Below are 15,475 nucleotides of genomic sequence, written 5' to 3' on the forward strand. Positions count from 1 at the left end.
ATTTTTACTCTTCAATTGTTGCATTTTTATAGATAAATGGAACACCTACTGAGTGTGTTTCTATTCCACTTACTTTTTGATTAATTAAGTAAGTATTTCCTTGTTGATACATTGGTAAGGCTGCTGCATCCGTTGCGATTAATAATTGTTCGGCTTCTTTCATCGCTTCCCAACGTGCCTCTACATCATAAACTAAATCGCCTTTATCAATTCGTTCCATTAATGCATCATAATCAGCACTTGAATAATTTGGATAATTATTTGAACTACCTGTAATAAACATATCTAAATAAGTCGTTGGATCTGCATAGTCTGGTCCCCATCGAGTAAGTCCTAATTGATAATCTCCAGCTCGCATTAATTCAAGACGATTCTTTTTCGGTTGAGATTTTAACTCAATTGTTAAACCAGGTAAATTCTTTTGAAGTTCAGATTGAATAAACTCTGCACATTTTTTCATGGCATCGGTATCTTCAAATAATAACTCTAATGTTAACGAATCAATTCCTAATTCTTGTTTCGCTTTTTCCCAGTATTCTTGAGCTTTTGCTACATCATACGTCATATATACATCTGATGTTTCACGGAAGTCTTTTCCATCTGGCCCTGTTGCTAAGCTTACCGGTACAATAAAATCAGCCACGGTTGATCCGTCATTTAACACGGTTTCTGTTAACTGATCTTTATTCACTGCACGTCCTAATGCTTGACGTAAATTTACATTTTGTAACTCTTCGACTTCCTCATTTGGCGCAATGTACCATAAGTAACCTTCATGAATTAACGTAAACGCCTCATTGTCTTTATATAAATCAACAATCTCCCCACTTAGACGAACGATATCCATGTTTCCAGAATCAAATTCAAGCGCTGCTGTTTGAGCATCTTTCATGATTTTATACTCAATTGCATCTAAATTCACGTTATCTTTATCATAATAAGCATCATTTTTCTCTACTTTGAAGCTATGTCCTTGTGTCCACTCTGTCATTTTAAATGGTCCATTTGCTAATAATCCTTCAGGACTTTGAGCATAATCTGTACCTTTTTCTGTCACGAACGCTTCATTTAATGGATAAAATGAAGGAAAGGTCATTAACTGTAAGAAATATGGAACTGGTAAATCTAAGCTGACTTCTAACGTATAGTCATCCACAGCTTTAACCCCTAATTCTTCAAGTAATGCTTCACCTGCATTAATGGCAGCTGCATTTTTTACCCCCGCTACATCCATAATGAAAGCATACTCACTTGCAGTATTCGGGTTCACTAAGCGTCGCCAAGCATAAACAAAATCATTTGCAGTAACAGCATCCCCATTACTCCATTTTGCATCTTCACGTAAATGGAACGTATAAGTTAAGCCATCCTCTGATAAGTCATAACTTTCTGCGATCGCTGGAATCGCATTTCCATCCGCATCTAATGTGTATAACCCCTCGATGGTAGCAGCAATGACCTCAAACGATAAACCGTCTGTTGCAATATGCTGATCCATAGATGCCAATTCCACATCTTTTGCTACTTTAAGGACTTTCCCGCTTGATTCAGAATCACCGGAACAAGCCGTCAAGGTCACGACAGAAAACACAAAAATCATCAAGAATTTTGCATATCTCTTCATGATAATCCCCCCTATAATCAAAATAACTTCATCATTATGACAACCAATGTCATAACTCGTATCTCTGAAGCTTAATAAATCCTATGAAAAAAAGGAGAACCTCATACCATGAAAGCGGATATAAAAATAAAAAATATAAAGAATATTAAGAAATAAGCAAAAAAGATTAAACAATTTGCGCTATGGTGAAGCCCCATCTCCACCTGAATATCCACGTCGGTAACTGCTATAGGAAAAAGACATAATAAAAACCATTATCTGAATTCAGATTAAATGTGATTTGAAATAATGGTTGAATTATCAACAATAAACTAAACAACTTTTTTTCAATCCTTTTTTAAACGATACTCAAAAGAGGTTCGTACGCGTGTCAAACACATTGTCATTGTTATGTATACTCCTTACATGCGCTTGATTGACGAGCTTTTTACCCATACCAAAATTATCATTGATAAATTCCATCTTGTTCAACATATTCCTCGTGCACTCAATAAAACTCAGATTCGACTCATGAAGAAATTTAAGAAACATAGTCGTAAATCTAAACATTATCGGCAATTATTTCTAAAGTATCCCATGTTACTTAACACCACTACTTATCAATCTACTTACTGCTTTAAACACCTGATACGTCAAATCGATATTTTAAATTTCCTACTTGAGTTATCGCTAGAATTTCAAATACCTTTCCAAACGTTTAAAACTTATCAAGCTTATATTGAAAACACGCTAATAACTCCCTATACCGATGGTCCAATTGAAGGAATCAATCATAAAATTAAGGTGATTAAATCCTGTATTTTCGTGATTCAAAACTTAACCAAACCCAAAACAAAAATCCTAACAGAATAGCTATTAGGACTTTACTTCAATTATTCGTTGTAAACAGGTCACAATTTAATCAGCAACACTATTTGACAGAAAATCAAAAAGACTAGCCACCGAAGTAACTAGTCTAATGTGTGTGCAATATTGAATTATTTACGTCTTAATTTTCTTGATTCAGAAGTAAACCACACAAGTCCCCCAACTGTAATAGTCACTATTCCAACGAATAGATACGCTAATTTTTCAACTCCTGTAACAGGAAGTTTATCAGTTGTCGTTGTATCGTTTTCTGTACCTGGTGTCGTAGTGATTCCCCCATTGTTTGTATCACTTGGGTTTTCTACATCACCTGGTTGTTCTGTATCACCCGGTTGTTCTGTATCACCTGGTTGTTCTGTATCACCTGGTTGCTCTACATCACCTGGTTGCTCTATATCACCTGGTTGCTCTGTATCGCCTGGTTGCTCTGTATCGCCTGGTTGCTCTGTATCGCCTGGTTGTTCTGTATCACCTGGTTGCTCTACATCACCTGGTTTTTGTGTAATGGTAACATTTCCTTTATCATCTAATTGATATTCATAGTTTTCTGAGATGATTAAATCATTTAATTCTGTTCCTTTAACAGCTTCATCAAGCTTAACTTTTTTGAAGTTTAACTCTGATGATTTATCAACTTCAATTTTCCCCTGGCTTTTAAACATAATATCACTAACAAGTGAGTTACTAAAATCAATTACAGAATTATTCTTAAAACTAACAGTTGTTCCATCGAGTGTTAATGCACGTCCAATACTCCCAGTAATCGTAAGTTTAGAATTATCTACTGTAAGATTTAATCCTCCAGTACTACTATTAATACCATTACTTAATCCCTTCATGTTTACTGTAGAGTTTTTTATATTGATTGTTCCATCCACAAATCCACGTGCAGCATTTTCAAAGTTTAAAGTAGAATCCGTTATATTTATTTTTCCAGCTTGTCCATTGCTAGATTTGATAACTCCTCCAGATAAACTTTTTTCATTTTTTGCAGTTAAGACAGAATTATTTTCTACATTTAATACACTGTCATTGTATACATAAATTAAAGCATAGGGTGAAGTGTAGTTGTTAGCTTGTAACTTAACTCCATCTAAAGTTAAGTTAGCACTACTTCCATAATGCCCTACTCCTAAGATAGTGTCCGCATTACCTTTAATTCCATCAAGATTGATTGTTCCATTTTTAAATATAACATTAGTATTATTTGTGACAAGATTTGTATCTGTTGTAAATGTTAACGTATGCCCATTTAAATCAATGACATAATCCTTTGCATCAATTTTTAATGAATCAGAAAGTGTCACATCACCATCTAAAGTAATTTCACTGTTTTCATTACCTTCTTCTAAAAATTCTGTGCTAGTCATATTTCCTTCCACAGTATCATTTGCAAATGCCATCATTGTGGACATCATAAAAACCATGGATATAGATACAAAACCTGTTAATAAACGTTTTTTCATTTTTTCACGTTTCTCCTTTCTTACCTAATATATAAAAAAACCATCATCTTTTTAGATAATTTTCGATATTTTTTTATGAATACCTTGCATTTTCATCGAATATAGTACAATAAAAAACATAATATATCGATACATTATATAATGCATCAATATATTACATATTTTTACACTAATTTACATTTTTTTAAATCCTTCGAAAAATCTCAAAAGGACGTTTATCGATAGAATTAATAAACTTCTAAAAAACTTCTCGTATTTTATCAACATTATTATAAAACATATTATGAATAACAGATTACTTTAACCACTTCCATAGTCTTTCGATTAAATTCAATTCTGGACTATAAGGTGGTAAAAAGACTCATTTCAATCTATTTTTATGTTCCTCTAAAAAAGGTTGTATGATCTTGGCAGGATGAATGAGTCCATTATCTAAAACTAAAACAATCTTTCCTCCTAGAAACCACATCCTTACTAAGGATTAATAGTCTCAAATGAAGCATTCATCTTGAAATAAAAGATGATCAAATTCTCTGTTAAAGTAAGCCTTTTGTCAACTCTTTCAATTCTTCTTTAAAAGCTTGCTGCTTTTCTTTACTTGCTCTAGCTAATAAATAAGTTGAAACTAAAACCTAAGCGTTTGAACATGGCTCACATCTGACTTTTAGAATATAACATATTAAATTCTCGTTTATTTCATAAACAAATGTATTTACAATCCCATGTCATAAAAGGATCAAAATTAACATCTAAAAGTATTTTATTGATAATAGTATAAATCACCTTTGTCTTCTAAAATAGTAGGCTGAACAACTCTTGTTTCATGCGTTTAATCTCCTCAAGTGTAATAGCAGTATCATCGATTGAGGCAAGAGGAGAAATTTGTTTAATCCATTTATAGATAGTGACTTCTGATACACCATATTCACGACTAAGTTCTAAGGCTCTCCGTCCAGTTTTATAAAGTTCAACAACCATAGATTTAAATTCACCATTATATTTTTTCATACAGACACATCCTTTTATTAAGTCTATTGTAACGACTTAACTTAAGTGTGTTCATAAAACTATACTGGCACCACGTATAGCTCAAAATTGGAGGTCAAATTAGACGTATTTATATTACATGCTTACCTTCATTCTATAACAAAGATCTTATTTGTGAGTTTTTTTATGTGACGCATTTAATATTACAATCTGTTCCCCCCAAAAAAATAAATGGTGTTAGTTTATCACCTACACCATTTATTATAGAACCTTATTACTTTAAATCAAGAAAATTTAAATATCATTATTTTGAACAGTTTGAAACTTATAATTGCTTTAAGATAAATGCTTGATTATAATCATAGTAATCCCAAACATCATACTTATAAGTTGACCAGCACGTTAAATAACCCTCCTTCACAGCAATATAAAACAACAAGCGTTTATTTTCCGAAAAATTATCTGAATAATGATTATCACTTATGGATTTTATTGTGTAGATTCCTAGTTCTTCATCTACTGAAACTATTTCAGCTGATATAGTAGTTTCTTTATTATCTTCTTCGGATAATAATTTAATAATAACACCTGTATCATTTATTTCCATTTTTAACTTTCCTGTTAATCTAATTTTATTAGTGGAATTACCACCAGAACAAAAATTAAAATCTGTTATATCAGCTTCCCATTTAGTATTAAGTATGTTCAATCGTTGGGTAGTGATATTTTCAATCTCTTTATTAAGTAACTCATTTTCATCCTCTAATTGAGCTATGCTCTCTTTAATTTCCGAATTTACTTTTTTCATTTCAATAACACTTTCATCTTTTTCCATTTTTTTAATTTCTTTAATCTGTGTATTAATTTCCTTAATTTCCTGACGAGTATTTTTGTTTTGTTGAATAATAGTTTTTGTTTCATTAAAGTCATTTTTTATATTTGTAGAAAATAATAGAATAAATACCACTATTATACCTGTCGAAATTAATTTAATTCTATTCATGTTCCTATCTCCTAATTGTAATTTATTATTAACTATTCCTTAATAAACTTGAATTCCCCATTATTTTCAAAATCACGAAAAGCATCACGAACAGCTATTAAAAACATCATACCTTGATTTTCTAATCCTACTAGATCAAACATGTAAAAATCTGTACTCGGATTAATCCATTCCATTGCTAGTAATTTTATATATCCACTAGTTTTATCCACTGTAGGTATTAGAGAAAAACTTCCTACATTTTCACCTTCTGTTTCAAAAGAAAATATAGCTTTCGAGTTTTCAAATATAATCTCTGCAGTTATTTCTTTACCATCAATCACTCCTGTTCCTGTCCATTTAGTTTCTGGCATAAACATAACATCATTTAATCGAATTGAATCCAGTTTATTCGTCAAAAAGTTGTTTGTGTTAGTTATCTCAGTCTTAATTTTTGTTAATTCTAGATTTTCATGCTCATACGCTTCTAGACTGATAGGATTATCTAAGATTTCAGATTGACGAAGGTATGCTAATTCATCAAGTAATTTTTCAGATTGAAATTTTGATAAAACATCAACTCCAGATATAATAATTTTAACAACTAAAAATATTACTAATGAAGCTATTGAAACTTTATTTTTAATAACAGATTTTAATACATCGACTCCAAATATAATAGAATTTAAAATTTTATTTCTTTGTGTAGTTAAGTTTAACAATTCATTATTTCGTAAATTCAAGTCACGTTTATATGTGTTTAAAATATTCTCCTCCTTTTGAATATTTTTTTTAATTTCTTGTATTTCACCAAGTATTTTTTGGGTTTCTACGTTTAAATTACCTCTTAAATTCATATAGTAAATTAATAAAGGTAACTGTGAGTTTAATATATCGACATTCACAGAATGTTTAAATTTAGCAGGTTCCTCCTGTCTGAGTTTCAGTGTATCAAAATATAAATTAACTTCATCTTCTGTTAGAATTCTTTTAGGCTGATAAGTTGATAGTATATAATCTTGAATCTCACTTTTTATTAAAACTGGAACCCTCTTGCAATTATTTTTTAGTTCAATTGCATTATTAGCTATAATAATTATTGGTTCTACTACTATATCTTTTACCTGTGGATACGTCTCCTCTAATTCTTCTTCCAATACCCTTTGAGTAATATTCACATGTCTTAAACACTGCTCTACAATATTCTCTCTCTTTCCACTCTTAATTCTTACTAAATCACCATTGGATGTAATTTCTAAATCTGAACTACTATTTTTTATTTCTAATGTAAATATTCCTTTTTTACAAACAATAATGATATCGTTTTCAGCATAGATAACATTTTCATCTTGTGTTTTTCGAGCACAGCAACGATGATTTACTAAATACTTTACTTTATGATCAAATGTTGCGATCACAACTCGTGTATCTTCTTCAGCTTTCGCACCTGAATGTAATGCTCTAAATGAATTAATTATTTCATTTAATTGCGTAAGGAGAATATCTGAATTGAAATTTATCCCTATTCTTTTTCTATTATAAAAATTCTCAATACTGTAACGATTTTCTATAATAAACTGCTTTAAATCACTTAAATAATTTAAATCATATGTTCCTAATAAATTATTCAATAAATAGCTTTCAAATCTTTTATACTCTAGTAACAGATCGTCGTTTGAATATCTTTTTTCTTTAAAAAACTCTTTATCCCTTATTTGTTGAGTTATATCCTTAGTAACTTGTATAGTTCTTTCATTAAGTACATTTTCTTTTTGGCTTACTTGACATAATAGATTGTTGATCCTACCCTCATGGCTAGATATTTTCTTATTAAGTTGATCAATCTCTAACTCCATAGATTTAATTTTTTTAAAAATAATTCCAAAATTCATTTTCATCCTCCCAAACACCTAATTTTCTTTGCGATTCTTATAATTCCTATAAAATTATAAAATAAAATAATTACAAATTCTACCTTTTTATGATATATATAGAAATAGAAATCTATTTCATAGTTTTTAAAATCAAACACTCGTAGTCAAAATTCGTCAAAATCTATGTTAAAATAGCAGGGATTAAACATACATTTTAAGATAGAAGTTGGGACAACTATGAATCAGACAGAATTAAAATCAATTGAAACAGTAATGCGTTAAACATCATCTAAACAACTTTATACTCGCTATCAGGTAATTTATTTACATTTATAAGGTTACAAGAATGTAGAAATTGCTAAGATGCTTCCTTTAATGGCTCAAACCATTGGAACTCATATCAGAAACTATAAAAAGCATGTGCTTGATGGATTAATTCCTCACCCTAAATCGGAATGTCCTAAAAAATTTTCTCCTATTCAAGAAGCACAGTTAATAGAGATTGTTACGGATCAAACACCATCAGGGGTTGAGTTTAAACTTTTATGCTGAGGGATTGAAAAAGACTCTGCCTTTTGCTTAAAAGAGAATTTGATGTTTCATTCACTAAGGGTGGAATGAAAGATCTGTTACTACGTTTAGGTTTTACCTATTCATTAGCAAGGGCAAGTAAAGAAAGCAAGATAGTAAGCGGGGAATATAAACTTATCTATTTTGACCTCCAACTAACTGAATAGGTTGAATTTTTAACAAAAAAACTTTATGGATCGTCAAGCGAGAAAACTAAAGTTGATCCAAATCAACTCTCACTTTTTGAGGATCCTCATTTAGAAAACCACCAAACAAACATTGAACAAACAGAAGAAATCACGTATCGCCCCCGTAAGGCATCGGGTCGTAAAGCCGAGGTAACAAAAGATTTAACAGTTGAAGAGATTCACTGTGAGTTACATGGTGAAGATTGTATGTGTGACCATTGTGGTCAAGAGATGAAACCCATGGGAAAGAAAGTCATTCGTGAAGAGGTCTATTTTATCCCAGCCAAGTGATATAAAAAAGTCTATATTTCTCATACCTATGCTTGTGATTGTCATGGTCCGCTTTTAGAGGCTAAACCGATTCGTTGTGCCCAAACACCTAAAGCACCGATTCAAACAAGTCTAGCAGGAGCTAGTATACTGGCTTGGATAATCCATCAAAAATATGAATTAAGTCTTCCGCTTTATCGTCAAGAGAAAGAATGGCAGACGTATGGTTTAGAATTAAGTCGACGCACGATCGCGAACTGGATGATTAAAGTAGCCAATGATTGGTTACGCCCACTTTATGATTATTTCGCTAAGCTCATAATCAAGGAAGAAGTCCTTCATGCCGATGAAACACACTATCAAGTGTTAAATGGAACGGATGGACGTGACGCAACATCTCAAGCACGAATCTGGTTAATTCAAACAGATAAAGAATGCGCCCCCCCCATCGTTTATTATCACCCAGATTTAACTCGTGCAAGAGTCGTCGCTCAACAATTACTCAATGGATTTAAAGGCTACCTTCATTGTGATGGGTATTCCTGATATAAGAACTTACCCAATATTCAATTAGTGGGCTGTTGGGCGCATGCACGCCACAAATTTAAGGATGTGCCAGGGAAGAATGGGAAAGCAAAACAATCCAGTGATAGAAGCTTTTTATGACTTTCTAAGGAGCTTCATTCCAATGAAAGGTAAGTTACAAACTGCAGTACATTATGTGCTCAATCAAAAACAAGAGCTCATGACCTTTTTAAAAGATGGACGATTAGAAGCATCGAATAATCGTGTCGAACGCCCCATCAAAACGGTGGTTATTGGACGGAAAAATTACTTATTTTCAAAAAGCTTAGCAGGGGCTGAAGCCAATGCGATCATTTCTAGCGTCATCGAAACTGCTAAAGAACATGGTTTAAATGTTTTTAAGTATTTAACTTATTTATTTGAATACATACCAAATGTTGAGTTTTTAATGAAACCAAAGCTCTTGGATGATTTTTTACCATGGACAAAAAACGTTCAACAACATTGTATAGGAAGCTAAAAGAAAAGAGATCTCATCTGTACTTTCAGTATACAGGTGAGGTCTCCTTTTTTCTATACGTGTTATTATTACCCGCTTACATTAGAAGACAGTCGTGGTTATACCTTTCGATTGTTATAGGACCAACACTTGCTAGAGGTCCGACCTCTTATAACAATATAAAAAATAACAAAATTAAAAACCAGCCATTCAGGCTGGTTTTTAATTTGTTATTTTACCTTAGATCCGTTTGGTAATTCATCGATGATTGTTGGTAATGTTAATGTTCCGTCGTTTGACGCTGCTAATACCATACCTTCTGATAATTCACCACGAAGTTTTACTGGTTTTAAGTTTGTTACGACTAAAACTTTACGTCCGACTAATTGTTCTGGTTGGTAGTGTTCTGCGATTCCAGATACGATTTGGCGAACTTCTGATCCTAAGTCGATTTGAGAGACTAATAAGCGGTCTGCTTTCGGATGTTGTTTACATTCTTTAATTTGACCAACTTTGATTTCTACTTTCATAAAGTCATCGATTCCGATTAATGGAGTTGTTTCAACTTCTTCGATTTTTTCTTCTTTTTTAGGTTCTTCAGTTGTTGGTTTAACTGATTGTGACATTTGATCTTTAATGTATTCCACTTCTACTTCTACCTCCAGACGTGGGAAAATAGGGGTTCCTTTTTCAACCACTTTTGTTCCTTGAGCTAATGTATCAAATTTAGTTAGGCTATCCCATACTTTAGACGCTTCTCCTTCAATTCCTAATTGAGCGAAGATTTGTGGTGTTGTACGAGGCATGAATGGTTCAATCATGATCGCGATTTGGCGTAAGCTTTCTGCTAAATGATTCATCACTGATGCTAATTTTTCTTTATTTGCTTCATCTTTCGCTAATACCCAAGGTGCAGTTTCATCAATATATTTATTTGTACGAGCGACTAATGCCCAAATATCAGATAAAACGATACTAAATTGCATATCTTCAAAGTTTTTCTCAACTTTTTCAACTGTCATTTTAATGAAGTCTTCTAATGTTTGATCAAATTCAGTCACTTGACCAGCATAAGTAGGAATCACTCCATCAAAATATTTATTAATCATAGAAACCGTACGGTTTAATAAGTTTCCTAAGTCGTTAGCTAAATCAAAGTTAACACGCTCAACGAATGATTCTGGTGAGAATACTCCGTCTTGTCCGAATGGTAATTCGCGTAATAAGAAGTAACGCACAGCGTCAAGTCCGTAACGTTCAATTAACATTTCTGGATAAACAACGTTTCCTTTTGATTTAGACATTTTTCCGTCTTTCATCATGATAAATCCATGAGCAAAGATTTTCTTAGGTAATGGTAAATCTAATGCCATTAAGAAGATTGGCCAATAGATTGTATGGAAACGAACGATATCTTTACCAACCACGTGAACATCTGCTGGCCAGTATTTGTTGAATAACTCATCGTTATCTGATCCATATCCTAAAGCTGTGATGTAGTTAGATAAGGCATCTACCCATACGTAAATCACATGTTTAGGGTCACCTGGTACTTTTACTCCCCAATCAAATGTTGTACGAGACACTGATAAATCTTCTAAACCTGGTTTGATGAAGTTGTTTACCATCTCGTTTTTACGTGATTCAGGTAAAATGAATTCAGGATTTGCATTATAGTATTCTACTAAACGATCCGCATATTTTTTCATGTTGAAGAAGTAAGACTCTTCTTTCACGACTTTTACTTCACGTCCACAATCAGGACATTTTCCATCCACTAATTGTGTTTCTGTATAATATGACTCACAAGGTGTACAGTATAACCCTTCATAATGTCCTTTATAAATATCTCCGTTTTCCATAAATTTAGCGAAGATTTTTTCTACCATCTCTTCATGACGTTTTTCAGTTGTACGAATGAAGTCATCATTTGTGATGTCCATCATTTCCCATAACTTTTTCGCTGCATCTGCAATTTCATCCACATATGCTTGTGGCTCTTTGCCTGCTTCTTGCGCTTTCTCTTGAATTTTTTGTCCATGCTCATCCATCCCAGTTAAGAAACGAACATCGAATCCACGAGCACGTTTATAACGAGCCATCGCATCAGAAGCTACAGTTGTATAAGCTGTCCCGATGTGGAATTTCCCACTTGGATAGTAAATTGGAGTTGTAATATAAAACGTTGGCTTACTCACAAAATTCACCTCTTCAAATTCATAATGCCTTTATTATAGCATATTTCAGACACCTTTAGACATTAAAGTGAAAATGAAGCTAGATTCTCTTTTAAATCAGACACTCCTGTTGATTCCAAAGCATCCAATTATTCGTCAAATCAACAAAACTTCTTTTGAATTAGACAAAAATCATCTGTATAAATTTGACTATCCATCTAGGTATACACACGGAATCTGTATTTCTCTAACCTTCGACAACTAAGGTTTGCTAAACTGTTTGCCAAGGGGGAGATACTAATATGAAAAATGTGAAAGGTCAACTCACCAAAAGAGATATTAACTTAATTGAATACTGTCTCGCACACTTACCAATCAATAGTGATATCGCAGCGGCACTTTTTTATCCAAATAAATATATCGCTCAACGAAGACTGACCACCATTCATAATCTTAAACAACTGAAACGAACGGAGCGCTTAGTGGTGAACCAACCGTACATTTATTACAGCGATAAAAAAGATTTAAAAAATTATCCATTCAGTCAGTTACTTTATGATATTCGGTCCGATGGTTTTGAAATCGAAACTTATCACTTTGAAGATGAGCTTCTCACGGCGACAATCCACAAGGAGAATGAATCATATAAAATTAATGCGACGCTGCAAAACCTCCCACAAATCTATAAACGTCTCTCGCTCAAATAAAAAACACCCCATGGGTGTTTTTTTGCTATTCGCTTAAATAGATATCCACAATCTCTCCTTTGCAAAACGAACTAATGACGTGACTCAGTTCAGGCGGTGAAAATTCATACTCTGTTAAATCTCGAATTGGAATCCACTCGACACCAATTTGATTCTCCTCAGGATTTGTTCCCCATAATTCATCCCGCTTCTGTAACACATGGCACAAAAAAATGTGCTCCGTTTCATGAACAACCTGTAATTCGTGACCATTATAATGCTGGGTCTTATAATCCCGCACAAACAATAAGTCATGTACTTTCACCTTTAAATTCACTTTATCTAAACAATGCCGCACAGTCGCGTCAAATATATTCTCTATTTTCAGGGCCTCTCCACCAGGTAGCATATAATAGAACTGCCCATCATCTGCACAATCAACCAACTTCACACAAAGTAGCTTGCCATCCTCCACGATGACTGCTCTCACAGAATGTCTCATCAAATGCAGCCCTCCCTCGAAAAACGCTTACCTTACAATATACGAGGGACCCCTGCAAAATAACCCCAAAATATCACTCTTTTTGAAAACTTTTTACTGGAATTAGTATTCAAATAGATTTACACCCTAGCCTGTTATAAATTTGTAAAATACTTTTTGCCTTCTATCTATCCACTATGCTCACAAATAAAAAAGAAGTCTTTTCCTTTTAAAGACTTCACTCCCCTATTACTTAACTCAAATTTAATACCTCAATCATTAAGTCTTTTATTGGGGTATTTTCTTGGGATAAATATTTTAAATATAATAGTTTAAACTCATTTAATAAACTAGAGAATTGATGATGGCAACTAACTTCTTCTAGCAGTTGCTTTGCTGTCTCATAGTCTTTTAACAAACAAAAAAGGCTAATGCTCTCCTCGTACCATTCTTTTACATGCACTAAGATTGAAGCTGAGATAATCCCCTTTTTAGATAGGTTACTATATTTTAATGCTTCTTCATAATTTCCTAACTCTTTATGAATCCTAAAAATTAAAAGTCTAATCAAATCTCGGCGATAATCATTTAAAGAGGAATCTAGTGCTTGCTGTGAATAAGATAATGCCTTGTCATACTCTTTTTCAATAAAATAACTTCTAGATAGATGGAAATTTGCATACATGAAATCTGTATAATCAACTGGACAATCGATTAATTCTTTATATATCTTCTGTGCTTCCTTGTTTTCTCCTAACTCTTGTAAAATCAACGCTTTTAACAACTTTCCTAAGGAAATGAATTGTGGAACATCACAATGATTCAAGAGATAATTTACACATTTGTTACTTTCCTCAAAATTGTTAAGCTTATAATACATAGCCCCAATATCAAAACATAGTTGATAATATTCGTTTGACGTTTTATCTTCTAACTCATCTAATGCTAATAAACAATAGTACCACGACTGTTTATAGTTAGAGTATCGACGTAGATTCAAAGCGATTTCTCGATACACCTTTGATTTTTGTAATTTAGTGATTTCTTTTTCTTTTAAACATTGAAAGAAGAACTTATTTGCTAAATCAAATTCCCCTTTTTCTTTGTAAAATTGACCAATGGCAATATCATTTTCAATGATAAGGTCAAACATCTTATATTTTCTTAATATTTTACTATAATTTTCATAATCTTTAATCTTTTGATCGATTGAAGAATAATTTGTTTCAAACCAATATCGTATTTGATCATCTTGTGTCATCAAAAACTGCTCTTTTGTATAAAGATTCTCGACTTTCCCATCTGTTAATTGATATAAAGCATTATAAATATCTTTCATCATATCAGATGAGGGTTCTCGTTTTCCTGATTCAATCATACTTAAATAATGTTGATTAATACCAAATTGCTTGAATTTATATTGTGAGATTCCAAAGTGTTCACGACACTTTTTGATTTTCTTCGCTGCACTTAAAATCATACTTCCACCATTTCTTTTTTAATAATTAACTGCTTATGGTTCTACCTCTCCCTAAAAAAACAACCCCATCTTTATATAAATTTAAATCATATATAATAATATATCGTGTTATTCGTATTTTCAAAACCTATCACTTTAATAATTTAACAATGTGATATATTGTCTTATTTAGTATTTGATGCCATACTAACAAAATAGGCTATCAACTTTTTTATAATTAATTTAAACAGTCAAATTTAATTAACCTTCATCTATTACTAAGATGAAATTTAACAGAAAACGATTGAAAGGTGAAAAAGGTGAAAAAGTTATCTGACAAATTATTATTTCTCATTTTAGATATCATATTTTTTATTTTATTACTGATTTTCTTAACGTTAGTATTCTTGTCTATTATTCATATGTATCATTTCCACATCCTCTAATATAAATTAGAACTATATTTTCTTATTTCAAAGCTTTAGCTTTACATAATTTGAGACCTCAGCTTCAAAATATAATAAATTCACTTCAAGTTTCTTTTTAGTTCAAATTAAAAATAAGGAGCCAAATAAAAACAATATCTAACTTACACAAAAAAATAATGCTTTGCATTATCTTTTTTATCTTATTGAATAAAAGCTACGACTATGCTACTAACTCCTACAATTTAAAATATTACTCAACCAATTCTTGTAGATTAAATATAAAGTGAGGATGGTTCTGTTGAAGCACTAGATTTCCATGCTTCAGTTATTTATCAAAACCAATTGAGCTTGATTGTCATAAGAAATAATAACCCCATTACATATCTTTACCA

The 15,475-nt window shown here is 32.2% G+C and carries 14 protein-coding genes and 2 pseudogenes; 7 read left to right on the forward strand and 9 right to left on the reverse strand.

Annotated elements, in window-relative coordinates; genetic code table 11:
* Window positions 1-4: 4 nt before the first annotated feature.
* On the reverse strand, window positions 5-1,624 hold the full coding sequence (locus tag AT726_RS04435; protein WP_068759141.1) for a peptide ABC transporter substrate-binding protein: 1,620 nt from the start codon (window positions 1,622-1,624) through the stop codon (window positions 5-7).
* Between the two features lie 384 nt (window positions 1,625-2,008).
* On the opposite strand from AT726_RS04435, the gene AT726_RS04440 reads away from it, so the two are divergent.
* Window positions 2,009-2,476 (forward strand): transposase, encoded by a 468-nt coding sequence (locus AT726_RS04440; protein WP_237297233.1) that lies wholly within the window; start codon window positions 2,009-2,011, stop codon window positions 2,474-2,476.
* A gap of 125 nt (window positions 2,477-2,601) precedes the next feature.
* On the opposite strand, the gene AT726_RS04445 is transcribed toward AT726_RS04440, so the two are convergent.
* From AT726_RS04445 to AT726_RS04460, 5 genes and pseudogenes are all read right to left on the reverse strand, one after another.
* Window positions 2,602-3,957 carry a peptidase gene (locus tag AT726_RS04445; protein WP_237297205.1) on the reverse strand — a complete coding sequence of 452 codons (1,356 nt, stop codon included), beginning with the start codon at window positions 3,955-3,957 and terminating at the stop codon, window positions 2,602-2,604.
* Window positions 3,958-4,255: 298 nt separating this feature from the next.
* Window positions 4,256-4,411, reverse strand: a pseudogene (locus AT726_RS13555) (transposase); the annotation flags it as partial.
* Window positions 4,412-4,749: 338 nt separating this feature from the next.
* A complete protein-coding gene (locus AT726_RS04450; RefSeq protein WP_068759143.1) occupies window positions 4,750-4,965 on the reverse strand; it encodes a transposase in 216 nt (71 codons plus the stop codon).
* Between the two features lie 304 nt (window positions 4,966-5,269).
* Window positions 5,270-5,947: a hypothetical protein gene (locus AT726_RS04455; protein WP_068759144.1), complete on the reverse strand. Its 678-nt coding sequence runs from the start codon at window positions 5,945-5,947 to the stop codon at window positions 5,270-5,272.
* A 32-nt stretch (window positions 5,948-5,979) separates the two neighbouring features.
* Window positions 5,980-7,818, reverse strand: a complete 1,839-nt coding sequence (locus tag AT726_RS04460) for a nuclease-related domain-containing protein (protein WP_068759145.1) — start codon at window positions 7,816-7,818, stop codon at window positions 5,980-5,982.
* A gap of 357 nt (window positions 7,819-8,175) precedes the next feature.
* Here AT726_RS04460 and AT726_RS12685 point away from each other — a divergent pair, with 357 nt between their 5' ends.
* From AT726_RS12685 to AT726_RS04470, 5 genes and pseudogenes are all read left to right on the forward strand, one after another.
* Window positions 8,176-8,352: a helix-turn-helix domain-containing protein gene (locus AT726_RS12685; RefSeq protein ID WP_144436952.1), complete on the forward strand. Its 177-nt coding sequence runs from the start codon at window positions 8,176-8,178 to the stop codon at window positions 8,350-8,352.
* A gap of 23 nt (window positions 8,353-8,375) precedes the next feature.
* Window positions 8,376-8,537 (forward strand): winged helix-turn-helix domain-containing protein, encoded by a 162-nt coding sequence (locus AT726_RS13560; protein WP_144436953.1) that lies wholly within the window; start codon window positions 8,376-8,378, stop codon window positions 8,535-8,537.
* A 63-nt stretch (window positions 8,538-8,600) separates the two neighbouring features.
* Window positions 8,601-8,849 (forward strand): annotated as a pseudogene (locus AT726_RS12515) (hypothetical protein); the annotation flags it as partial.
* Between the two features lie 141 nt (window positions 8,850-8,990).
* The gene (locus tag AT726_RS12520) at window positions 8,991-9,374 is read left to right on the forward strand and encodes an IS66 family transposase (protein ID WP_237297234.1); all 384 of its coding nucleotides are present in this window, start codon (window positions 8,991-8,993) and stop codon (window positions 9,372-9,374) included.
* Between the two features lie 142 nt (window positions 9,375-9,516).
* On the forward strand, window positions 9,517-9,873 hold the full coding sequence (locus AT726_RS04470; RefSeq protein ID WP_237297206.1) for an IS66 family transposase: 357 nt from the start codon (window positions 9,517-9,519) through the stop codon (window positions 9,871-9,873).
* Window positions 9,874-10,082: 209 nt separating this feature from the next.
* On the opposite strand, the gene metG is transcribed toward AT726_RS04470, so the two are convergent.
* Window positions 10,083-12,050, reverse strand: coding sequence for a methionine--tRNA ligase (gene metG / locus AT726_RS04475; RefSeq protein WP_068759148.1), 1,968 nt, complete (start codon window positions 12,048-12,050; stop codon window positions 10,083-10,085).
* A 281-nt stretch (window positions 12,051-12,331) separates the two neighbouring features.
* On the opposite strand from metG, the gene AT726_RS04480 reads away from it, so the two are divergent.
* Complete coding sequence (locus tag AT726_RS04480; RefSeq protein ID WP_237252474.1) at window positions 12,332-12,736, forward strand: hypothetical protein; 405 nt, start codon at window positions 12,332-12,334, stop codon at window positions 12,734-12,736.
* A 25-nt stretch (window positions 12,737-12,761) separates the two neighbouring features.
* Here the strand turns inward: AT726_RS04480 and AT726_RS04485 are convergent, their stop codons facing one another.
* On the reverse strand, window positions 12,762-13,217 hold the full coding sequence (locus AT726_RS04485) for an NUDIX domain-containing protein (protein WP_237297207.1): 456 nt from the start codon (window positions 13,215-13,217) through the stop codon (window positions 12,762-12,764).
* Between the two features lie 232 nt (window positions 13,218-13,449).
* Complete coding sequence (locus tag AT726_RS04490; protein ID WP_068759150.1) at window positions 13,450-14,676, reverse strand: helix-turn-helix domain-containing protein; 1,227 nt, start codon at window positions 14,674-14,676, stop codon at window positions 13,450-13,452.
* Window positions 14,677-15,475: the final 799 nt, after the last annotated feature.

Source organism: Turicibacter sp. H121 (assembly GCF_001543345.1).
Taxonomy (GTDB): domain Bacteria; phylum Bacillota_I; class Bacilli_A; order MOL361; family Turicibacteraceae; genus Turicibacter; species Turicibacter bilis.